The 23,153-nt window shown below is 40.4% G+C and carries 17 protein-coding genes; 9 read left to right on the top strand and 8 right to left on the bottom strand.

The features are described 5' to 3' along the window. Positions 1-170: 170 nt before the first annotated feature. Positions 171-590, bottom strand: coding sequence for a nucleoside-diphosphate kinase (locus tag AAW12_RS06090; RefSeq protein WP_046672716.1), 420 nt, complete (start codon positions 588-590; stop codon positions 171-173). A gap of 285 nt (positions 591-875) precedes the next feature. On the opposite strand from AAW12_RS06090, the gene AAW12_RS06085 reads away from it, so the two are divergent. The 5 genes from AAW12_RS06085 to galK all read left to right on the top strand — a co-directional run bounded on the left by AAW12_RS06085 (position 876) and on the right by galK (position 6,398). Continuing rightward, positions 876-1,724 carry a 4-hydroxy-3-methylbut-2-enyl diphosphate reductase gene (locus AAW12_RS06085; protein WP_046672715.1) on the top strand — a complete coding sequence of 283 codons (849 nt, stop codon included), beginning with the start codon at positions 876-878 and terminating at the stop codon, positions 1,722-1,724. An 81-nt stretch (positions 1,725-1,805) separates the two neighbouring features. Then, positions 1,806-2,840, top strand: a complete 1,035-nt coding sequence (hemH, locus tag AAW12_RS06080) for a ferrochelatase (protein ID WP_046672714.1) — start codon at positions 1,806-1,808, stop codon at positions 2,838-2,840. 12 nt (positions 2,841-2,852) lie between these two features. Further along, positions 2,853-4,127, top strand: a complete 1,275-nt coding sequence (locus AAW12_RS06075; protein WP_046672713.1) for a metallophosphoesterase — start codon at positions 2,853-2,855, stop codon at positions 4,125-4,127. Positions 4,128-4,195: 68 nt separating this feature from the next. After that, positions 4,196-5,245 carry a UDP-glucose--hexose-1-phosphate uridylyltransferase gene (locus AAW12_RS06070; protein WP_084823094.1) on the top strand — a complete coding sequence of 350 codons (1,050 nt, stop codon included), beginning with the start codon at positions 4,196-4,198 and terminating at the stop codon, positions 5,243-5,245. 1 nt (position 5,246) lies between these two features. After that, on the top strand, positions 5,247-6,398 hold the full coding sequence (gene galK, locus AAW12_RS06065; protein ID WP_046672712.1) for a galactokinase: 1,152 nt from the start codon (positions 5,247-5,249) through the stop codon (positions 6,396-6,398). A 91-nt stretch (positions 6,399-6,489) separates the two neighbouring features. On the opposite strand, the gene AAW12_RS06060 is transcribed toward galK, so the two are convergent. The 5 genes from AAW12_RS06060 to AAW12_RS06040 form a co-directional block, all read right to left on the bottom strand. After that, entirely contained in the window at positions 6,490-7,680 is a 1,191-nt protein-coding gene (locus AAW12_RS06060) for a trans-sulfuration enzyme family protein (protein WP_046672711.1), read from the bottom strand. A 219-nt stretch (positions 7,681-7,899) separates the two neighbouring features. Continuing rightward, positions 7,900-11,235, bottom strand: a complete 3,336-nt coding sequence (mfd, locus tag AAW12_RS06055; RefSeq protein ID WP_046672710.1) for a transcription-repair coupling factor — start codon at positions 11,233-11,235, stop codon at positions 7,900-7,902. Positions 11,236-11,527: 292 nt separating this feature from the next. Beyond that, a complete protein-coding gene (locus AAW12_RS06050) occupies positions 11,528-12,112 on the bottom strand; it encodes a hypothetical protein (protein WP_046672709.1) in 585 nt (194 codons plus the stop codon). A gap of 137 nt (positions 12,113-12,249) precedes the next feature. After that, entirely contained in the window at positions 12,250-13,542 is a 1,293-nt protein-coding gene (locus AAW12_RS06045) for an HAD-IB family phosphatase (RefSeq protein WP_046672708.1), read from the bottom strand. Between the two features lie 109 nt (positions 13,543-13,651). Next, entirely contained in the window at positions 13,652-14,623 is a 972-nt protein-coding gene (locus tag AAW12_RS06040; RefSeq protein WP_046672707.1) for an NAD-dependent epimerase/dehydratase family protein, read from the bottom strand. Positions 14,624-14,812: 189 nt separating this feature from the next. On the opposite strand from AAW12_RS06040, the gene AAW12_RS06035 reads away from it, so the two are divergent. Continuing rightward, positions 14,813-16,000, top strand: a complete 1,188-nt coding sequence (locus tag AAW12_RS06035) for a formimidoylglutamase (protein WP_046672706.1) — start codon at positions 14,813-14,815, stop codon at positions 15,998-16,000. 202 nt (positions 16,001-16,202) lie between these two features. Further along, on the top strand, positions 16,203-17,525 hold the full coding sequence (rmuC, locus tag AAW12_RS06030) for a DNA recombination protein RmuC (protein WP_046672705.1): 1,323 nt from the start codon (positions 16,203-16,205) through the stop codon (positions 17,523-17,525). A gap of 106 nt (positions 17,526-17,631) precedes the next feature. Here rmuC and AAW12_RS06025 read toward each other — a convergent pair whose 3' ends face one another. Beyond that, positions 17,632-18,708, bottom strand: coding sequence for a DUF4407 domain-containing protein (locus AAW12_RS06025; protein WP_046672704.1), 1,077 nt, complete (start codon positions 18,706-18,708; stop codon positions 17,632-17,634). Positions 18,709-18,878: 170 nt separating this feature from the next. Between AAW12_RS06025 and AAW12_RS06020 the strand changes: the two genes are divergently transcribed. Then, positions 18,879-20,990: a M3 family metallopeptidase gene (locus AAW12_RS06020; RefSeq protein ID WP_046672703.1), complete on the top strand. Its 2,112-nt coding sequence runs from the start codon at positions 18,879-18,881 to the stop codon at positions 20,988-20,990. Positions 20,991-21,116: 126 nt separating this feature from the next. After that, complete coding sequence (locus AAW12_RS06015; protein WP_046672702.1) at positions 21,117-21,437, top strand: hypothetical protein; 321 nt, start codon at positions 21,117-21,119, stop codon at positions 21,435-21,437. 140 nt (positions 21,438-21,577) lie between these two features. Here the strand turns inward: AAW12_RS06015 and AAW12_RS06010 are convergent, their stop codons facing one another. After that, complete coding sequence (locus AAW12_RS06010; RefSeq protein ID WP_046672701.1) at positions 21,578-22,963, bottom strand: nucleotide sugar dehydrogenase; 1,386 nt, start codon at positions 22,961-22,963, stop codon at positions 21,578-21,580. Positions 22,964-23,153 lie beyond the last annotated feature (190 nt).

Here is a 23,153-nt window from a genome sequence, read left to right as displayed (position 1 = left end):
GGATGAGTATCTCGGTTAAAGAAACTTTTAGCGTATTCCTTCGTACACGCATTAGGGACGATGGTTCAGTGAACGGTTGGAGATTCGTATTAGGATGCAGTCGAAGGGGGCAATACATAAAAAAAGCTCTTTACAGATTGTAGAGCGCTTTTTTTATGTTGTTCTAACGACTAGAATCTTTCAAATTGAGAGAAGAAGAAGTTTCCTTCTATAGCAGCATTCTCATCTGAATCCGATCCATGGATAGCGTTTGCGTCAATAGATTTAGCATATTTGTTACGGATTGTACCTTCAGCTGCATCAGCAGGATTAGTCGCGCCAATCAATGTACGGAAATCTTCAACGGCATTATCTTTTTCCAAGATTGCAGCAACGATAGGACCTGAAGTCATAAAATTTACCAACTCACCATAGAAAGGACGCTCTTTGTGTACTGCATAGAATGCACCAGCTGTCTCTTGAGAAAGTTGGATGTATTTCATTGCAATGATTTTAAAACCACCAGCAATGATATCGTTTAAGATTGCACCGATGTGACCGTTCGCTACTGCGTCAGGTTTGATCATCGTAAAAGTTCTGTTAGTTGCCATTATTTTAATTTTTTTGCAAAATTAGATAAATTGCTTTTCATATGCAATATCATTACGCCTCTATATAGACACAATTATTGATAAGCCGACGGGTTGATGTCACCCTTATCGCTAAATTATTGGTTTTTGTTCACGGATCTATGCCTCTGCTGAAATAGATGTTTCCGTTTGTTCCCAACTGAATGTCTTTCTCTGTATGTAACAAAACTTTGTATCTGGCCGTTTATAGAAAAGTAAAAAAACAATTGATCTAAGTTCAATACGAATATGTAACTTTGTGTTATTATGGCATTAAATCTAACAGTAGACATCGATAAAGATTCAGGCTTTTGCTTTGGAGTGGTATACGCTATTGATATGGCGGAAGAGATTTTAGAGGAAGAGGGGTACCTTTATTGTTTGGGAGATATCGTTCATAATGATGAGGAAGTTGCCCGATTGAAAGCAAAAGGTTTGCGGATTATCGATCATGCCGCTCTGCCGACCTTGAGCAATGAAAAGGTATTGATCCGTGCTCATGGTGAAGCCCCGGAGACTTATCGAGTTGCTTTGGAAAATAACATTACCTTGATAGATGCCTCTTGTCCAGTGGTGCTTAAACTGCAAAACCGTATAAAAACGTCGTTCGACCAAGAGGAGAAAATTTTAATCTTTGGGAAGCATGGACATGCTGAAGTGATCGGTTTGCAGGGGCAGACAAATAATGAAGCTTTGGTTTTTCAGGATATTTCCGAATTGGATCAAGTCGAACTGCCGGCCTCATTTACCCTATACAGCCAGACAACAAAAAGCGTGGATAAATTTTATGCCATCAAAGACGAATTGATCAAGCGAGGCTATGAGGTAAAGGCCAATGATACGATCTGTCGACAAGTTTCTAATCGATACGAAGATCTTGGCGCTTTTGCCAGACAATACGATAAGATCGTTTTTGTATCGGGCAAGAAATCCTCCAATGGAAAGGTGCTGTTTGAAGTTTGTCAAAACGCCAACCCCGCTAGTTATTTTATTTCTGATCCAGCTGATTTAGATGCATCGGTCTTTGCTGAAAACGATCGCATTGGAATCTGTGGCGCTACTTCAACACCAATGTGGTTGATGAAAGACGTAAAAGCAAGTTTAGAAGCATTATAAGTACAATTACCCGTCACAGATATTTCATAATTCCGCGGTTTAGGTCCGGAGTGCACTCTTTTTTGCGTAGCTTTGTAAGCTATGAGCAATAAAGGCAAAAAAGGTATTCTTTTAGTACAATTGGGTACACCTGATAGTCCCACCACTCCAGATGTAAGAAAGTATTTAACGGAGTTCCTAATGGATCCGCGAGTTATTGATATTCCTTATTTTCAACGCACCTTATTGGTCAAGGGAATCATTGCACGTACACGTGCGCCCAAATCGGCAAAAGTATACGAAACGATTTGGGATAAAGAAACAGGATCACCTTTGATGCACTACAGTATTTTGCAACGCGATCTGCTTCAAGAAGCGTTGGGAGAAGAATACCATGTGGAATTAGCGATGCGTTACCAAAACCCATCGATTGAGGCTGCCTTGAAAAATATGGAAGGCCTATTTTTGGAGTCCATTCGTGTCATTCCTTTATTTCCACAGTACGCCTCAGCAACATCGGGCTCAGTCATCGATCGTGTCATGGAGCTTATTCGCAAATGGAATTATCTGCCAGAAATCAGTTTCGTAAGCAATTTCTGTACAGACGATTTAATGGCAGAAACTTATGCGGATCATGCCCGCAGGCACGATTTGGAACGTTTTGACCATTTTGTCTTTAGTTATCATGGCCTTCCTGTGCGGCAGCTTGGAAAAGTAGATCCGACAGGTCAGCTTAAATGCCCCGAATCAGGCTGTGATTCTTGTAAAATGACAGTCAATTCATATTGCTATCTTTCGCAATGTTATGCGACAACACGGACGATAGCTGCCAAGCTCGGGTTGAAAAAAGAACAATATTCGCTCTGCTTTCAATCCCGTTTAGGTAAAGAACCCTGGATACAGCCCTATACCTCCGATTTATTGCATGATCTTGCCGCTAAGGGTTATAAGAAGTTATTAATTTTTAGTCCTGCTTTTGTGGCGGATTGTATCGAGACCATTGATGAAATTGGCGTGGAATATGCTAATGAATTTAAACATTTAGGGGGGGAGGAAGTGTGTTTGGTAGAGAGTCTTAATGATGATCCCAAATGGATCGAATCTTTAAAACAATTGGCGCTTAATGCCAAAAACTAAAATCGATAAAAGATGTTGTTAGTAAACGCGTGTGTATTACTCATATTGGATTTTTATATTTTCTTTGCGCTCCGTGCAACGAAGATTAAATTTCCCAAAACAAAAGTATTTGCTATTCTCTGGTGGTCTTATTCTGTTTTACTGCTATTGGGCGTTTTTATCTCAGCACAATATAGTATTCCTTTAATCGTCCGGTCGGTTATTTTAGTCGCCTTTTTTCTGACAGCCGCATCAAAGATATTTTTCTTTTTGATTTTGTTGATTGATGATATCCGACGTGGGGGTGTATGGTTGAAACGTCTGTTCGCAAAAAAGAGATCTGTTGAGGATTTAGTCGACGATGCCGGAGAACCTTTACCGGAAAATCCAGTGAAAGGGATTAGTCGATCCGAGTTTTTAACAAAAGCTGGTATTCTAGTCGGTGCCTCACCCTTGATACCCCTGAGCTGGGGAATTATTTCAGGAGCCTACGACTATCGTGTAAGGAGAGTACCGTTGTATTTACCAAATTTGCCCAAAGCATTTCATGGAATGACCATCGCGCAGATTTCAGATGTGCACTCTGGATCTTTCTACAATAAAAAGGCTGTCAGCGGTGGTATTGATATGCTTTTAAAGGAAAAAGCAGATGTGACATTTTTCACCGGTGATATCGTGAATGCCCAAGCTTCTGAAATGCGTGGTTATCAAGATATTTTTGCGCGTGTGAAATCTGATTTGGGTGTGTTTTCTACATTAGGTAACCATGATTATGGTGACTATTATTATGGTAAAGAAGATTCTCCTGCAAAGCGTAAGAACCTCAAAGATGTTATCGATGTTCATAAAATCATGGGCTGGGATCTTTTAATGGATGAAAATCGTAAGATTAAGGTCGACGGTGAAGAGCTTTGTATTGTCGGGGTTCAGAATTGGGGGACTGGCCGTTTTCCGAAACATGGTGATATCAAAAAAGCGTTAATGGGTACCGAAGAGCAACCTGTTAAGTTGCTTTTATCGCACGATCCGTCACATTGGCGGGCCCAGGTATTGGATACAGACGTTGATGTGATGTTTGCTGGACATACACATGGTATGCAATTTGGCGTAAGGTCCGAGATGTTGCAATGGAGTCCAGTGCAATATATCTATAAGGAATGGGCGGGGTTATACCGTGCGCAACAGAACAAACGATTATATGTTAATGTGGGCTATGGCTTTTTGGGTTATCCAGGACGTGTTGGAATTCTTCCTGAAATTACCATATTCGAATTGCTGAAAGCGCAGGACCCAAAGTTTAAAGCCTAAAAAATCTCCTTTGACTTTTGAGTTAATATACCTATAATTGTGTATTCTGTACACCAGTTATACATAACATGCAATCAACTTTAAACTTTGGGGACTCTCCCCACACACGTGTTAATATTCTTACCGGGGAAAAAGTACTTGTGTCTCCGCATCGTAGTAAAAGACCATGGCAAGGGCAAGTAGAAGATCTTCCCGGGGATAATAGACCGGAATATGATCCACAATGCTATTTGTGCCCGACAAATAAACGAGCAGACGGTGATATCAATCCAGATTATAAAGAAAGTTTTGTCTTCGTGAACGATTTCTCAGCTTTACTGAAAGATACAAGCCAGCAGGAATTTAATGAAGATGAATTATTTATCGCCGAAACCGAAAAAGGAATCTGTAAAGTAATTGCATTCACACCACGCCACGACCTAACCTTGCCAGAAATGGATCAGGTAGCTATTAAAGCAGTAGTCGATCTTTGGCAGAAAGAGTTTGTTGAACTCTCTCAGGTTGACTGGATCAAATATATTCAGATCTTTGAGAATAAAGGTGCAATCATGGGCTGTAGTAACCCACATCCCCATGGACAGATCTGGTCACAAAATCATTTGCCTGTAGAAATCCAAAAAGAATGCGTTCAGCAACAGCACTATTTCAATAAATATCAACGTACGATCCTGTCAGATTATGTTAAAGCGGAGTTGAGAAAAGAGGAGCGCATTATAGACGAAAATGATTCTTTCGTTTCGCTAGTCCCTTTTTGGGCCGCCTGGCCTTACGAAACGATGATCGTCAGCAAACGATCTATCCAAAACATTGGTGGGTTTGACGAGAAGGAAAAGTCGGATTTTGCCGCTATTCTCAAGTTACTGACGACGCGTTATGACAATCTCTTCAAAACATCTTTCCCCTATTCTGCAGGAATGCATCAGGCCCCAGTAAATGATGGTGACCACCCGGAATGGCACTGGCATATGCACTTCTATCCACCACTGTTACGTTCTGCTACCGTTAAAAAGTTTATGGTTGGTTATGAAATGCTAGCAAATCCACAACGTGATATCACACCGGAGGTTGCCGCAGAACAATTGCGAAATTGTTCGACAGTACATTATAAAGCGAAATAAAATGATAACAAAAGATACAATTGTAAATAAATTTAAAGAACTCTACCAAGAAGAACCTCTTGTCGTTACTTCCCCCGGCCGGATTAATATCATTGGAGAACATACGGATTATAACGATGGATTTGTATTGCCTGCCGCAATTGACAAAGCAATATATGTTGCTGTAAGTAAGCGATCGGATGATAACATTGTGCTTTATGCGGAAGACTACAAGGAACGTCATGAGGTCAAGCTAGCAGCTATTGCTATTTCTGAGAAACATTGGCCAAACTATATTTTGGGGGTTGTTGACCAGTACCTGAAACGTGGGACAACACTGGGGGGCTTCAACCTGTATATCGATGGTGATGTGCCACTGGGTGCTGGATTATCGTCTTCAGCTGCCGTTGAATGTGCCGTTACCTTAGCACTCAGTGAACTGTTCAATTTGCAGGTCGAACAACTTGATATTCCACAGATTGCTCAAAAGGCTGAACATACCTATGCTGGTGTGATGTGTGGTATCATGGATCAGTTTGCTTCAGCCTTCGGTAAAGAGAAAAATGTCATCAAACTGGATTGCCGTACCTTGGGTTTCGAGTATGTTCCGCTTGATCTTAAGGGTTATGAAGTTGTATTATTGAATACAAACGTAAAACATTCATTAGCTTCTACAGCATACAATACGCGTCGTGAACAATGTGAGCAAGCTTCTGCATGGGTGCAGGAGAAGTACCCGGCTGTAAAGAATTTGCGTGATGTAACCATTGCGATGCTTGATGAATTAGTGAAAGATAAAGATGCCGACATTTATGCGAAAGCAAGCTTTGTAGTTCGCGAGAATGAACGCGTAGAGAAATCGTGTGATGCACTACGTTCAGGAGATGTTGTTCAGCTTGGACAGTATATTTTTCAGAGCCATGAGGGATTAAGTAAAGTGTATGAAGTCAGTTGTCCGGAGCTGGATTACTTAGTGGATTACGTCAAACAGTTTCCTGAGGTGATCGGTGCCCGAATGATGGGTGGCGGGTTCGGTGGATGTACAATCAATATCGTAAAAGAAGGCGTACTACCTTCAATTTTGCCAACACTTGAAAAAGAATACAAAGAGAAATTTGATAAAGAACTTTCGGTCATTCAGGTCAGGATTGCCGATGGTACCCGCGTACTTTAATAAAAAATAGGTGTGCAGTAAGGGGAATAACACGTTCATGTTATTCCCCTTATTTTTTTGTATTATGTGATAACGACTTACCATATAAGTCTTAGTTAAGCTGGTCCAATGCCTGTTTTAAGTCGGCGATTAGATCATCGGCATGCTCGATTCCAACAGAGATACGCAACATGCCTAGCGTGATTCCGGAAGCTTCTTTTTGTTCCTTCGTATGATGACCGCCCCACATACTCGCAGGATGTACAATAAGCGACTCGACCCCTCCCAAACTGGCCGCATTGATAAATATATGGAGTCCATTGATGAGTTTCTGTGCATTTAAAAATGCATCCTCTTCATCTTTACCATTGACATCGATGCAAATCATGCCCGAAAAACCGTTCATTTGTTGGGCGGCGAGTTCATGTTGGGGATGATTAGGAAGTCCGGGATAACTCACTTTTTTGATTTTTGGATGTTGATCCAGAAATTCAGCCATCTTTAGCGCATTGGTATTGATCTGTTTGACTCGTAAACTTAATGTTTTTAATCCCCGTAATAATAACCAGGAATCAAGCGGTGCGAGTGATGCGCCCAAAGCGACGGATCGTTTCCATACGCTGGCGATATAGTCCTGCTTACCGCAGACGATACCAGCAGTGAGGTCACTATGTCCACCTAAGTATTTCGTGGCACTGTGGACAACGACGTCTATTCCAAAATCTGTCGGTGTTTGGTTGATAGGAGAGGCGAATGTATTATCGACCATGCTCTGAATCCCATGTTGTTTGGCGAGTTCCCCGATCGCTTTTAGGTCTGTGATATGGAGATTAGGGTTCGATGGAGTCTCTATATAAATCAGCTTGGTATTTGCCTGAATAGCTTCTCCAAATGCTGAAACATCGGTCTGGTCTACAGCAGTAACCGTGATACCGTAATCGGTTAGGAACTCTTTAAAGAAAATAGCTGTTCCGGAATAATGTGCATGTTGGGCGACAATATGATCCCCCGATTTAACGATGGCCAATATGGCTGTACTGATCGCTGCCATACCTGTTGCAAATACCAGTGCATCCTCCGTTTTTTCCAATTTTGCTAGAATGGAGGCGATTTGGCTATTCGTCGGGTTGCCATGACGATGATAAAAATAAGGATGTTTCGGTTCGGTAGCGGCCTTGATATATTCCGCAGGGTCAGGATCCGCAATGTAAGTGGATGTCTGATAGATTGGCGTAGTTACTGCAGATGTCTGGTTGAATTGCTGTCCTTCATGGACGAGTATCGTTTCGGTATTGGTAGCCATGCTAATAATGTTGATTGATGCTTGTATTGCCTTAAGAGTCTATAATTCGATCTTGTCGAATCTTTGACCGTAAGGAACCCTTCGCTCGTTTGAAAGCATTGTTGGTGCTAATAGCGCGAAGACGGTTTATCTTGTATCTCAAATATAAATAAAATCTACTCAATATGTAGATTTTATTTATATCGGGTGCATCAATATCGCTTACAACATTAATACATCTTATAACATTTCTTTCAGAAGACTCAACGCATACCCAATGGTATTCACATTATTTAACGCTAAACGAAGCTGGCCTTTGACTTCTTTGAGGTTGCTGATCTCTGGATGGCTTTGTACAAAGGACAGTACACGACCGAATTGATCCGATTCAAAGTAGCTGGATTTGGGGTTATTGACAAAATAACCTTTCAGTGTATGCTTTTTATACGCTATTTTTTCAAACCCGATCGTTTTGCCAAACCACTGTAAACGGAGTGTATTGAATAATTCAAAGACTTCGCGTGGGATGGGGCCAAATCGATCTTCAAGTTCTTTTTCAAAGGCTGCCAATTGCTGCTCGTTCTCCAATTTGGAGAGTTCAGTATACAGATTATACCGTTCTGTAATATTGGTTACATATTCATCGGGGATCAATACCTCGAGGTCTGTGTCAATCTGCGTAAAGGATACATATTTTCGTTCTTTCTCATCCGCAAATACCGCCGAAAACTCATCCTCTTTTAGCTCCTGAATAGCTTCGTCTAAGATTTTATGATACATTTCGAAACCGATCTCGGCAATAAAGCCCGATTGTTCACCACCCAAGAGATTTCCCGAGCCACGTATATCCAAATCGCGCATGGCAACATTAAATCCAGAGCCCAGTTCCGAAAACTCTTCTATTGCAGAAAGTCGTTTATAGGCTTCCGGTGTTAAGGTCGACAATGGCGGACTCAGTAGATAACAAAAAGCTTTCTTATTGGAGCGGCCCACCCGACCCCGCATTTGGTGCAGGTCGCTCAGGCCAAACATATGGGCATGATTGATAATGATCGTATTCGCATTTGGGATATCAAGCCCCGCTTCAATAATCGTTGTTGCAATTAAGACATCAAAATCGTGATTGATAAACTTGAGCATCACATCCTCAAGTTCATCCCCTTCAAGCTGGCCATGTGCCACACCGACCCGTGCTCCGGGAACCAGCTTGCGAATCAAATTGCCCAGCTGCGGAAGATCTGCAACACGATTGTGGATAAAAAACACCTGCCCGCCACGATCAAGTTCGTAACTGACAGCTTCGCCGATCAATGTTTCATTGAAAACATGCAGTTCGGTCTGTACGGGCTGCCGGTTGGGTGGTGGAGTCGAGATGATACTCAGGTCGCGGGCCCCCATTAATGAGAAGTGCAATGTTCTTGGAATTGGCGTTGCTGTCAATGTCAGCGAGTCTACATTCGCACGCATGACTTTCAATTTTTCCTTTACTGCCACCCCAAACTTTTGTTCCTCATCGATAATCATCAGACCGAGATCTTTGAATTTGACATCTTTGCTAACAAGGCGGTGTGTACCAATGATAATGTCTATTTTTCCTTCAGCGAGCCTGGCTAAGGTATCTTTGATCTGTTTGCTCGTCTTGAAACGGTTGATATAGTCGATCGTGCATGGAAGACCCTTTAGACGCTCCGAAAATGTCCGGTAGTGCTGTAATGCCAGAATAGTAGTCGGTACCAGGACAGCAACTTGTTTACTGTCTGCTACAGCTTTGAAGGCCGCACGGATGGCAACCTCCGTTTTTCCGAAGCCTACATCCCCACAGATCAATCGGTCCATCGGATGTGGCGATTCCATATCTTTTTTCACATCGGCAGTAGCCTTTTCCTGATCGGGTGTATCCTCATAAATAAAGGAGGCCTCCAGCTCATTCTGTAGGTAGCTATCCGGTGAGAACGCATTTCCATGCTGTGCCTTTCGTTTGGCATAAAGCATGATCAAGTCGCGCGCAATGTCCTTGACTTTTTTCTTGGTCGTCTTCTTGAGTTTGTCCCAGGCGTCGGTCCCCAATTTATTCATTTTGGGAACAGTGCCCTCCTTACCGGAATATTTGGAAATACGGTTTAAAGAGTTGATGTTCACATACAACAGGTCATTGTCCGCATAGATCAAGCGGATCATTTCCTGAGACTTACCGTTGACATCTACTTTCTCCAAACCTCCGTAGCGGCCGACACCATGATCAATGTGGGTAATGAAATCGCCCGGTTTAAGATCTCGTAGATCTTTGAGCGTAATTGCCTGTGAGCGCTCGTAAGCCTTCTTACGTTTATATTTATAATAACGGTCAAATATCTGGTGATCCGTGTAACAGGCCAACTTTAAACTGTCGTCTCTAAAACCTTCGCGTAACGCTTTATGAATCGGAATGAAGGTGGCTGATTTATCGAGATCTTCCAGAATCGTATAGATACGTTCGACCTGTTTGGTCGAATCTGAAAAGATCAGATTCTGAATCCGCTGGCTCTCATTCTCCTTGAAATTATGGATTAAGAGATTAAAATCTTTATTGAATGAAGGTTGGGGATGTATATCGAATTTGAACGTTGCTTCAGCTTTATAAAAGAACTGTTTGCCGAATTCGATGATGGGGAACTCAAAAAATAAGGCATTGAGGTTTTTCTCGTCTGTAAATTCATAGGCTGGATTATGCCATTCCGGATTATCCTTTTTCTGCTTATCGGTTAATCCCGCCCATAATTTTTCCGCTTTCTTTAACCCATCTTTCACGATATCTAACGTAAATTGAGCGTCTTTGATCCAGATCGTAGCATCTTTATCTACATATTCCAATAAGGAAATGTGTTGGGATGTCAGGAATTTCGCTTGAACATTTGGTACAATGGTTACTTTGTGGATTTTTTTGACAGACAGTTGGGATTCAATGTCAAATGTACGTATGCTTTCGATATCATCGCCAAAGAATTCAATACGATATGGGAGGTCATTCGAAAAAGAAAAGATGTCTACGATGCCACCGCGTATCGCAAATTGTCCCGGTTCATACACAAAGTCGACACGTTCGAAATCATATTCGATCAAAAATTCGTTGATGAAATCAATACTTAGCGCTGTGTTTTCTGTTATTTCTAACGTGTTTTTATCCAAGTCGTTGCGGTTGATCACTTTCTCAGCAATAGCCTCTGGATAAGTAACAACCATTTTCGGTAATTCCGAAGTATGATTGAGCGAACTTAATGTCTCCGCACGTTGCAATACATTGGCAGAGTCCGTTTGCGTAAAATCAAATGTTTTGCGATAAGACGAAGGGAAAAAAAGAACCTGCTTATCCAACAGGCTTTCCAGGTCACTTAAAAAATAAGAAGCGTCTTCATGAGTCGGTAAGATAAAGACCATTGGACGTTCCTGTAAGTTGTAAGAAGATACGGCTATGAATGCATCCGAAGAACCAATAAGCCCTTTCAACTGAATCTTGGGGTTTTTGGATTGTAAAGCCTTGGTAAGCGACTGAACAGTTTCGCTTTGGCTGTATTTTTCTAATATTTCTTGAATTCCCACGAGCAAAAATTTCGAATAAGTGCGAATTTAACGAAATAGTATCAAGTATCGGGTATGAAGTACTAAATTTTTTGGTAAAAAAATAGTTGACTTGCTCGTTAAGAAGGAGATGACTTTGTGAAGCTCAAAAGCTATAATAGATGAATCTGTGCAGGGGCTTATTTCGCGAGGTAAAAAGTATAGGCAAAAGCGAGCAACACCAATAAGGTGGCCAAGTAAATTAATTTATATTGCTCATAAGCTGTAACATGAAAGGATCCAATTTTAACGCGATTTTTGCTGTTTCTCATAACTAATTTAGGTCGAGGTCAATCTTCTGTTCACTAATATAGCTTTTAAGTGTTGTATTACCAAAAGCATCCAGTGTATTTTGAAAATCTTCCCGATAGTCAAATTGAAAGTCTTCATGAAGTTTACTGTATTTGCCCACCGCATGCTTGATACGCCCTGTTATATATTTATGTAATTTGTGGGCAGCAGACTGATAGGAGGGGTCGAAAAGCCTGTCGTAATCAGCGATGGCTCTCTTTAGGATATAACATCTAAATTCTACTTCACTGATTTTATCCTTGGTGACTTTTTCGTGCTCATTCACTAAACCGCTTGCCTGTTTGATAAGCTTGCTAAGCGAGATAAAATTACTATGTTGTGGCGTATTGCCAATTTGACTCAAACCACTATCGAACAATTGCTCCAGCTGCTTCCGTAGTTTTTCAATACGTCTCTCTAAATCCTCCGCGTCCTCCAACAATTGGAAATGCAATTGCTTGATGAGCATTTTGTCCTTGCTGATCAGGCGTACGAGGAGTTTGTCTTTTTCCTTTTGGGGTAGGTCAAGGACAGCTTTCTTTAGTTCGGCATCTTGATGTAAGGACATAATATGTGTGTTTTAGTGTAAAAAGAGTTATTGAGCGAAAATTCAGGCACACCGTCGGTATGCCTGAATAAATTTCTCGTTTCATAAGCCGGAATTTATGTACGCAATAGCTGCCCCATATTTACCGCCGCATGCTATTAATACAATATTCTGAACTTAATTGTATTGTCGATCTGTTTGAGTTGTTTCAATAGATCTTTATCATATTCACCTTGTATATCGGTTACCGCATAGCCAATGTCGTTTTTGGTCATTAGAAATAGGGCAACGATATTGATGTTATTTTGGGCATAGACCTTATTAATCTGAGCCATAATTCCGGGAACGTTTTGGTGGATATGCAGCAATCTTGTGACCTGTTTTACTTTTGGTAAAATCAGATTTGGGAAGTTGCGACTTAAATAAGTATCACCATTGTTGATAAAATCGGCCATCCGACGCGGAATAAACTCTGAATTTTTCTTTTTATTTTTCTTGTCGTCGAAAACGACAATACCTTTTGCATTGCAGATATCCTTATTGATATGTCCTTTGATATCGCCCAAATATCCGATTGTTTTTAATTTGTCGGCCTGCTGAAGCTGTTCATCACTGATGTCTATATTGTCGCCCAAGAGCAGCATCCCTACATCCTTTACATACTTTTCTTCGAATGTATCTTTTGTGCGGATAGAAAAACCGTCTCTTTTTAAGATATGAGCCGCTATTTCTGGTACATCTCCCACGATCAAACAAAGGATACGATTTTTAGGATAGGAGATGGCACGGGGCAGATCATTTACATATAAGAACTCATCAAAACTAGGTGTGATGAAGTCTGCTTTCTCAGTGACACTTTTGCGTTGGATATTCTCTGTAAATGCAAAGAATTTTTCAATTAATCCCGATTCTTTCAGTTGAAAATCTGAATAACCGTCACCAATGCCAAATAGTCTTCCTTCAATATTCAATTGTTTTAATAATTGCACTTTTCCACCTTCATTTGATAGAGGATTCTCTTCATCAAAACCGATGATATTACCTTCTTCATCAAATCTGAATGTATTGGCATAGATATTTTCAGTCTTGATATGATAGGGTGTAACGACAGGTGTAATAAACTCCTTAAAACCTCCTGAAACGATCCATGCGGTGTCGGCGTGTTTCTTGAAAAATTCACGATTTCGAGAAAAAGAAGTCGAAACCTTTTTCTTAAGATGTGAAACAAGTTTATCGAGATGAGATTTATTGGCATTGAGGAGTTTTACGCGACCAGCCAAAGCCTCTCGGAAAGAGAGTTTACCCTCCATGGCAAGATTGGTGTACCGCTCAATTTCTTGATAGATAGATTCGCGATCCGGATGGTTCTCAAGAGAGATCCGTGCAAGTTCGTCAAGTGCTTCTACTTGTGTAAATGTACTATCAAAATCAATGATGTAATAGTTTTTCATTTTATTAATTTTTTATGAAACGATCATGAGCAATAGCGCTGAATGCTAGTCTCCGATATCGGTAGGTTGCCGATGGTTTCAAGGTTCGGTTGTTTGTTATGTTATAGTTTTACTGTTTGTTATATAAATCTGCAATTTCCTTTAGCGTTTGTTCCAAAGGCCGATAATTGTGGTTTAAAAGTTCTTGGATTTTAGCGTTGGAATACTGCAATTTGGCGCTTGAAGCCGCCGCAGTTTCTTTTGTTAATGGTGTATCCGATTTTTTAAATACGGAAAGCACGCTGGAAACAGTAGAGGCAATTTGTAGTAAGGTCTCGGAAACTTCGATTGTCGGTTTTGGCTTGTTCATTAACACACTTGCCACACTCAACAGATCCTTGTTGCTTATATTGAGATGATTGATAATATAGCGCTCAGCAGTAATATCGTCCCTTTCCATCAATTGAATCATGATCGCAGCAACATCTTCTACGTCAACAACGCCAACGCTTCCTTTTGGGTAAAATCGTAAACCTTTATTGATCATTGAAAAAATAGCTCCAGAGCCTTTGTCGTTGGCCGAAGCACCTAAAATTACGGCGGGGTTGACAATAACTGCATTTAGACCCTCGGTAATGCCACGCCATACCTCCATCTCCGCCTGATACTTTGATAACGAATAGTTGGATGTTAGTGCATTGTGTTCCCAGTGGTCTTTCTCGGATACCGGCAGGTTGTCTCTATTTGTCCCTAAAGCTGCGATCGAGCTGACATGAAGTAGGCGAATGCCCTTTTCAAGGCAAAGATTGACTACATTTGTCGTTCCTTCCACATTCACTTTAAAGAGCGCTTTAGCGTCTTTCTTTTGGTAGGAAACCAATGCTGCACAATGGAACACTTTAGTAACCCCTTCAAGAGCATCTTCTAATTCAAAATAATTGTTGATATCAGCGTCGATCCATTGAATCAACGAAGAAGATAATAACGAGGCAGGAATAGTCGATTGAGCTCTTTTGATGGCAATGACGTCAATTCCTTGGTCTATCAACTGTCTGATTAGTGTAGACCCTAAAAAACCTGTTCCTCCAGTTATTAATATCACTTGATAAAGATACTGTTAAAAATAATGTTTTCAAAAGTTAGTTAATAAATGGATATTTGTGTGAATTGCATCCTGAAAAACCTTCATGCTTTCGCAGGTATTAAACGCCATGAAAGCCGGGTAAATTCTTTCAGTCCAATTAAAACAGTCGTTTTCAGAACAAATAGGAGATTTTACAAATTATAGCTTATGTCATCACTGTCCGTATTCTTTAGCCCGATTTCAATTACAGGTTTTGCTCCTGAGCATGGGTTCTTGAGTTCTCAACTTGGAAACGTTATTCAAGCCTATGAAACTGATTTTCCGAGCTGGGAAAGGGATAAACAGCCTCAATTGGCTATTGTCGGTGTGGAGGAAGATCGTGCATCCATGAATAATAATGGAACGGATAAAGCGCCGGATGCTGTACGAAAACATCTCTATGCACTATATCAGGGCGATTATACGATGAATATCGTTGATTTGGGAAATATTAAAGCAGGTAATACAATTCAAGATACTTATATCGCTTTAAAATCTGTCGTGGAGGAACTGGTCAAAGAGAATATTCTTCCAATTATCATTGGTGGTGGACAGGACCTCACCTATGCACAATATTTGGGGTATCAAAATTTAGAGCGAAAGATCGAGCTGGCAATTATAGATGCGCGTTTTGACCTTGACGAGGAAAATGCCGAAAATGTAATACTGAATTCCCGATCTTATGTAAACCATATTATTTTGCATCAGCCTGACTATTTATTCAATTTAAATGCCATAGCCTATCAAACCTACCTCGTCAGTAAAGAGTCTATCCATATGTATGATAAACTATTTTTTAATGCGACACGAGTCGGTATGATTGCCGGTAAAATGGACCAATCAGAGCCTTTGATCCGGGCGGCAGATTTAATTAGTTTTGATATTGGAGCCATTCGGGCCTCCGAAGCACCTGGAAATGCCAATGCAATGCCCAATGGTTTATTTGGCGATGAAGCTTGTCAACTTGCCCGCTATGCGGGGATGTCGGATAAATGTTCTTCCATCGGTTTTTATGAATTCAATCCAACATTTGATCCAATGGAACAGACGGCGATGTTGGTCTCCCAAATGATTTGGTGCTTTATTGATGGTTATTATAATCGTAAACAAGATACGCCGTTGTATCCCAAATCATCTTATATCATTTATCGCACCACACTGGAAAATGAGGAGCATGAATTGGTCTTTGTGAAAAGTAAAAAATCAGACCGCTGGTGGATTCAAGTGCCTTATTTTGGATCTAAATCAGTCAACGAACGCTATTACCTCGTGCCTTGCCGTTATGAAGACTATCAATTGGCTGTCTCAGGTGAAATGCCCGATCTATGGTGGAAAACACACCAAAAATTGCAATAAAGCTTCGTTGAACGGTACATTGCTCTGATTCTGCTTCGATGGCGAAGCGGATGATGCACCTTGTAAACTGACAACAGACTTTTTATCGGTGCTTTAATAGCGCTGATCCATTGAATTTGGGCGCCTATAGTTTAATTTAATACAATGATGGCTAAACTGACCTGCTCAGGTAAGGATACACCATCTTCAGAAAATACAAATCATGGAAATATTTTTCTTTGCGGGAATCGTATTGTTATTGGTCATTTTGATCGTATTGGTATTAAAAAAGAATACCGATTCGAGTGCTGGTCCTGCATACAATAAAGAGGTTGAAACACTAAAAATTGAGCTTGCCAGATCGCAACAGCGGGAACAAAGTTTGCTGGAAGAACGCCTTATGCTAAAAAATGAATTGGATAAGGAACGGGAGAATCTTCTGGTCGCAGAGCGGTCTTTAGAAAGTACACGTTCATTTTATGAGGCGCAGCTCGATAAATTTCAGGAACAGAAGAATGAAATCGCCGAGATTAAACGGCAGTTCAACAATGAGTTTCAGGTTATTGCCAATAAAATATTGGAAGAGAAGACACAAAAGTTTACAGAGACCAATCATCGTTCCCTGGGGTTGATTTTGGACCCATTGAAGGAAAAAATCAAATTGTTTGAAGAGAAAGTCGATAAAAATTACAATCAGGAGGCAGCGGAAAGAAATTCTTTAAAGGGAGTTGTCCTTCAGCTGGTCGAACAGAGTCTTAAAATTAAAGACGAAGCCAATAGCCTAACCAAGGCATTAAAAGGGGATACCAAAAAGCAGGGCAATTGGGGCGAGGTAATTTTAGAGCGGGTCCTGGAGCGTTCTGGACTGATGCGCGATCGGGAATTTAGATTACAGGTGTCTCTTATGGATGCCGAAGGAAGAAGAATGCAGCCCGACGCGATTATCGACCTTCCTGAAGATAAACACCTGATTGTGGATTCAAAAGTTTCGCTGATTGCGTACGAACGTTGGGTCAACGCCGACACGGATGAGGATCGTGCAATTTTCGCAAAACAACACGTACAGTCTGTGGAAAATCACGTGAAAGAACTTTCCGCAAAAAACTACCACGAGTTGTATGGTATAGAATCGCCAGAATTTGTATTGCTATTTATGCCCATAGAATCGGCTTTGAGTATGTCTGTGGCGCAAAAACCGGATTTGTTTAGTGAGGCTTGGGATCGAAAAGTCGTTATTGTAAGTCCTTCTACATTATTAGCAACCCTGCGTACCATCGCAAGTATCTGGAAACAGGAACGTCAGACCAGGAATGTAATTGAAATAGCAAAGGAAGCAGGAAGCCTTTACGATAAATTTGTGAGCTTTCTGAACGATATGGAGCAGGTGCAGAATCAGTTGGAGCGCGCATTAAAAAGCCATGAAGATGCAACTAAAAAACTTTCTACAGGAGCTGGGAACGTGATTGGAAAAGTAGAAAAATTAAAACGTTTAGGAGCTAAAGCAAATAAACAGATCGATTCCAAATTTTTAGATGAGGAAGATTAACGATGAGGAAGATTAACTAAAACGGACTTGCCGAAAGGTAAGCCCGTTTATAATTTTTAGCTGCGAAATGCAAAACCTGCTTTGCTAACTTATGCTAGCGGTTCTACTAAAGCTCTTTCATGCGCTTATTGATGGAAACATCAACATACGTATCCTTTAAACGGTCTACGGCTTCTTTCTGAACAGTGACATTGGTGTCTGATTCGTAATCATGAATAGTCCTTTGATTTTGGATTTCATTATCATAAGGATCCTTTCCTGCCAAAAGTTTGACGATTACCGGAAGACATTCGAGGAAGACAAAAAGCAACGCGATAAAAAATACAGCATTTGCATTGGACTCGTTGATCTTTCCATTGGCATCGTATCTTAGATTGCCCAGCGCAGAGTTGCGGTCTGCAAAACCAGCGACGTTGACGGCGCTGTCCAAAGAAGCGTTGGATAAGACTTTTTGGTCCAATATCCCTTCAAATTTCTGTTTCTGACGTATCGCGTTTTGTTGGGTCGTTATTTTATTGCGTAAAGTGTCCAAATACCCCTCTTTTTTCTTCAGCTCTTCTTCTTTCATTTTGGCATAAGGGCCATAGCCCATGACGCCGGATGTTTCAGTTGTTTTGTTTCCGAATATCTCGTAATTCAATTTTGTACGGTCATTTTTAATGCTGGATTCCAATGAGTCACGTTCTGTCGTGGTTGCTTTCAAAAGTGCAACTTCATTAGCATATTTCTTATTGAAAGTACTGTTGAGTGTGTCAATTTTAGCGCGTTGGTCGGCAAGAAACCGTACACGGAGGTTTTCCCGGATCTCTTTATCGAAGATCTTCAACTCCAATGGCCTCGAGATAACCAAACCGATCAAGATAGCCAATAAAATTCGAGGAAGAGCCTGCAGAAGTTGCATAAACCCACTTTTGGATTTATTAATACTGAGCACAATATAGCGATCCATGTTAAATATCGCTAAACCCCAAATAATACCAAATACAATAGCCAAAAGCCAGTCAAATGTTCCCCCACTAAAGACGAAATACATGGCATAACCACCCGAAAGGCTGGCAAACAATCCTGTAAAAAAAATAGTAGCACCTATGGCTGTGTACTTACTATGTTCTTCCGGATATTTTTCAAGAGTTTCTTGATGTACCCCCGCACATCTCCAAAAGAAACGGTTAATATCGCTCATTAATATATTTTTACTCAAATTGACAGATTATTTTTAACAAGATTTATGAATAAGTTTTTGTTTTACAATAGGATGACTGTTTTCATGCTCCTTTGCAACGCCTCCCCGTGGAGGCCATGCATTTGCCTAATTTTATTATCTTTGAAAAAAATCAGGAATAATCAGATAATATGAAGAAAAGACAACTTTTGCCCTTCTTTGCGATAGTGGCAACTGCATTTGTTGGTTGTGAGGAAAAAAAAGTGATGACAGATAATCCTCTTTTATTGGCTTACGAAACCCCGTTTAATGTACCACCTTTTGACAAGATCAAAACAGAGCATTTTAGGCCAGCGTTTGATGAAGCAATAAAGGTACACAATCTGGAAATTGACACAATAGTCAACAATTCGGATAAAGCAACATTTCAAAATACGATAGTCGCCTTAGAAAATGCGGGCGGATTACTGAATAATGTATCAACTGTATTTTATAATCTAAATAGCGCCAATACGAATGACAGTATTCAAGCGATAGCGAAAGATCTGGCCCCCATCTTATCGAGCCATTCGGATGAAATCTCGATGAATACCAAATTATTTGATCGTATCAAAACAGTTTGGAGCAGCCGAAATACACTTGGATTGGACGAACAGGATAATAAACTGTTAGAGGAAACCTATAAGAGTTTTGTCCGTTCCGGCGCAAATCTAAAGGACGCGGATAAGGAAAAAATGAAAAAAATTAATGCTGAACTTTCAACATTAACAACGCAATTCGGACAAAATCTGCTTGCTGAAACCAATGCTTATACATTGGTCGTTGATTCCGCGAGCCAATTGGAAGGCTTGCCGGAATCGTTGAAAACAGCAGCAGCTGAGGAAGCCTTAGCAAAAGGAAAGAAAGACAAATGGGTCTTTACCTTACAGAATCCGTCCATTATGCCCTTTCTTCAATATGCAAAAAACCGTGAATTGAGAAAGCAACTTTGGGAAGCCTATCAGCTACGTGGAAATCAAGATAACACCAACGATAACAAGGCAATCATTCAAAAAATTGTTAATCTCCGTCTTCAAAAAGCAAAATTATTGGGTTATTCATCACATGCGGCTTATGTACTCGAGGAATCCATGGCGAAGAATCCGACCAATGTCTATGCACTATTAAATAAACTTTGGACTCCAGCACTTGCTAAAGCAAAAGGTGAAGAGGCTGATATCGCACAGGAAATTAAAGCTGAAGGCGGCAATTTTGCTGTCGCTCCTTACGATTGGAGATATTATACAGAGATTATTCGCAAAAAACGTTTTGCATTGAATGAAGACGAAATTAAACCTTATCTGAGTCTTCCGGCAGTTCGTGAAGGAGCATTCGGTGTTGCCAATAAATTATATGGTTTGACATTCGTAGCCTTAAACAATGTCCCAACTTACCATAAAGATGTAGAAGTGTATGAAGTTAAGGACAAAGACGGTTCACATTTAGGTCTCCTATACGCTGATTTCTTCCCGCGTGAGTCTAAACGAGGGGGTGCATGGATGACTTCCTACCGTAACCAGTCGACAAAAGATGGAAAACGTGTTGCTCCGGTAATTTCCATCGTATGCAATTTCACAAAACCAGTGGGAAAAAATCCTGCCTTGTTGACATTCGATGAAGCGACTACCTTGTTCCATGAGTTTGGACATGCGTTGCATGGTCTTCTTTCCAATGTGAGATACCGTTCAATGGCGGGAACTTCTGTGCCACGTGACTTTGTTGAGCTACCTTCACAAGTGATGGAAAATTGGGCAGCAGATCCAGAAGTGTTAAAAACATATGCTAAGCATTATAAGACAAAAGAAGCGATGCCAGATTCATTGATTCAGAAAATGGAAAAGGCCGGTACCTTTGATCAAGGATTTGCAACCGTTGAATACCTTTCTGCTGCGTTGTTAGACATGGATTATCATGCTACCACAAAAGAAATTTCAAAAGATATTAATGGCTTTGAAAAAACGGCAATGAAAAAAATTGGTATTATTGATGCGATTATTCCGCGCTATAGAAGTACATATTTTCAACATATTTTCGCCGGTGGGTATTCTGCAGGTTATTATGCTTATATCTGGTCTGAAGTATTGGATTCGGATGCTTTTGCAGCTTTCAAGGAAAAATCATTGTACGATCAAGTGACAGCAGATTCTTTCCGTAAGAATATCCTTGAAAAAGGAGGTACAGATGATCCTGCGAAGATGTACCGTACGTTTAGAGGTACAGATCCAGATCCAAAATATCTATTGAAAAAGAGAGGTTTAAACTAATGTTCACTAATCAAAAAAAGGCGATATAGAAATATATCGCCTTTTTTTTGTTCAGGTACTTGTTATTCTAAAAACTATTCTTACATTTGAATGTTATTTATAATGAGTCTAAATAAAAGAGGTGCTATGTGTGACACAAAAATTCTAAGCCAAAGAGGAGATACCCATATTAGTGTTTGCCATAAGTGTCAAACCTACTATATCTGGCAACAAAGTTTTGTATTGACATTTACGAAGAATAAATTCTTCGATTTCTTGAATATTACAAAAAGTAATGGTGATGAACTCTTTTTTAGTACATTTCCAGATGGTGAATTTCGATTGATCATGAAAACACCTTATCCAGATATCGTGTTTTCATTTGACGAGGAACAATGGCAGAATTTCAGAGATGCGCTCCAAGAATCTTATTACATGAATGAGTTTTATGGAATGCTGAATAATTAAGATAAAAAGTCCTGTTGCATCGCTTGTGTTTCATCTCTCTTTCCTTATGCGTTGACAACAGGCACAAACAAAACCCTCAGTTATAGTTGCATACACTTATACAACTATATACTGAGGGTTCTTTTTTACCTATATATTGATTACTCGCCTATCGCGTAATATTTAAAATCAAGGTCTTCAAGTTCCTTACGGTTTAATAGTTTACGGCCATCGAACACAAATGCAGGCTTTTTCATGTACTCCTTGATTTTGGCCCAGTCATAGTTCTTAAATTCATCCCATTCAGTCAATACTGCAATTGCATGTGCGTCATTGCAAGCCTCATAGGCGGTATTGACCACCTTTACCAAGGCCCTGTTTTCTTCCGAAGATCGGGTGTTCAGATAATCGAGGTCGGCATAGATGCGTTCAGCAGAAACTTTAGGATCGTACACCGTGATTTCAGCTTGTTCACTCAATAGATAATCAGCCACATAGATCGCTGCAGATTCACGCGTATCATTCGTGTCTTTTTTGAATGCCCAGCCTAAGAATGCAATCTTTTTGCCCGATACAGTATTATACAATGTTTGGATAATATTGTCCGCAAATCGTTGTTTTTGATAATCATTCATCAAAATCACCTGATCCCAATACTCGGCAACCTCAGTGAGACCGTAACTCCGTGCGATATAAACTAAATTGAGGATATCTTTTTGAAAACAAGAGCCCCCGAAACCTACAGAAGCTTTCAGAAATTTGGATCCAATTCTGGAATCCATACCGATCGCCTTGGAAACTTCATCTACATTCGCGCCTGTTTTCTCGCATAGTGCCGAAATAGAGTTAATGGAGGAGACACGTTGTGCTAAAAAGGCATTTGCGGTTAGTTTTGACAGTTCAGACGACCAAAGGTTTGTTGTGAGAATCTTGTCGCGACTTACCCAATGTGCATAGATATCGACCAATGCAGCAATAGCTTCATCATTCTCTCCACCTATAAGCACGCGGTCTGGATTGATTAAATCCTGTATCGCTGTTCCTTCAGCCAAAAATTCAGGGTTGGAAAGAATATGGAAATTAACACCATTACCTGTGTTATCCAGGATACTTTTTAACGCTGCCGCTGTGCGAACGGGTAAAGTCGATTTTTCAACGACAATTTTGTCGTTTTTGGCAACCGCCGCAATCTGCCGCGCACAAAGTTCAATATACTTTAAGTCCGCAGCCATTCCCTTGCCTTTTCCGTAATTCTTAGTCGGTGTATTGACCGAAATAAAAATCATGTCGGCCTCGTCGATAGCTTTTTCGATATCGGTTGAGAAAAACAAATTACGATTACGCGCTTCTGCAACAATCTCTTGTAAGCCTGGCTCGTACACAGGAAGGTTGTCAAGATTCTCATCATTCCAGGCCGCGATACGGGCTGCATTGACGTCGACGATCGTAATCTCAATATGTGGACATTGTTTTGCAACAACCGACATGGTAGGTCCACCGACATAACCAGCACCGATACAGCATATTTTCTTGATTGTTTTGCTCATTTTGATTATCTTAATCAGCTATAAATTGAAGAACAAACTTAGATAAATTGCTTTTGATATGCAATACAAAGCATAGCATATCAAAACAATTTATTTATAGGAGCTGGCTTATCACTTGTTCTGCTTTCTATTTGCCTCATTGTCCTTATGCAATGCTATTAAAGAAGCCATTTCGTAGTGGAGATGCAAA

Source organism: Sphingobacterium sp. Ag1, from assembly GCF_000988325.1.
Classification (GTDB): Bacteria; Bacteroidota; Bacteroidia; order Sphingobacteriales; family Sphingobacteriaceae; genus Sphingobacterium.
Note: the sequence above shows the minus strand (reverse complement) of the source record. Positions and strands in the feature narration are given on the sequence as shown.

Excerpts from the sequence above, each read along its gene's own strand:
- AAW12_RS06090 (WP_046672716.1), bottom strand. The coding sequence starts at position 590 with ATGGCAACTAACAGAACTTTTACGATGATCAAACCTGACGCAGTAGCG.
- AAW12_RS06085 (WP_046672715.1), top strand. The coding sequence starts at position 876 with ATGGCATTAAATCTAACAGTAGACATCGATAAAGATTCAGGCTTTTGC.
- hemH (WP_046672714.1), top strand. The coding sequence starts at position 1,806 with ATGAGCAATAAAGGCAAAAAAGGTATTCTTTTAGTACAATTGGGTACA.
- AAW12_RS06075 (WP_046672713.1), top strand. The coding sequence starts at position 2,853 with ATGTTGTTAGTAAACGCGTGTGTATTACTCATATTGGATTTTTATATT.
- AAW12_RS06070 (WP_084823094.1), top strand. The coding sequence starts at position 4,196 with ATGCAATCAACTTTAAACTTTGGGGACTCTCCCCACACACGTGTTAAT.
- galK (WP_046672712.1), top strand. The coding sequence starts at position 5,247 with ATGATAACAAAAGATACAATTGTAAATAAATTTAAAGAACTCTACCAA.
- AAW12_RS06060 (WP_046672711.1), bottom strand. The coding sequence starts at position 7,680 with ATGGCTACCAATACCGAAACGATACTCGTCCATGAAGGACAGCAATTC.
- AAW12_RS06050 (WP_046672709.1), bottom strand. The coding sequence starts at position 12,112 with ATGTCCTTACATCAAGATGCCGAACTAAAGAAAGCTGTCCTTGACCTA.
- AAW12_RS06045 (WP_046672708.1), bottom strand. The coding sequence starts at position 13,542 with ATGAAAAACTATTACATCATTGATTTTGATAGTACATTTACACAAGTA.
- AAW12_RS06035 (WP_046672706.1), top strand. The coding sequence starts at position 14,813 with ATGTCATCACTGTCCGTATTCTTTAGCCCGATTTCAATTACAGGTTTT.
- rmuC (WP_046672705.1), top strand. The coding sequence starts at position 16,203 with ATGGAAATATTTTTCTTTGCGGGAATCGTATTGTTATTGGTCATTTTG.
- AAW12_RS06025 (WP_046672704.1), bottom strand. The coding sequence starts at position 18,708 with ATGAGCGATATTAACCGTTTCTTTTGGAGATGTGCGGGGGTACATCAA.
- AAW12_RS06020 (WP_046672703.1), top strand. The coding sequence starts at position 18,879 with ATGAAGAAAAGACAACTTTTGCCCTTCTTTGCGATAGTGGCAACTGCA.
- AAW12_RS06015 (WP_046672702.1), top strand. The coding sequence starts at position 21,117 with ATGTGTGACACAAAAATTCTAAGCCAAAGAGGAGATACCCATATTAGT.
- AAW12_RS06010 (WP_046672701.1), bottom strand. The coding sequence starts at position 22,963 with ATGAGCAAAACAATCAAGAAAATATGCTGTATCGGTGCTGGTTATGTC.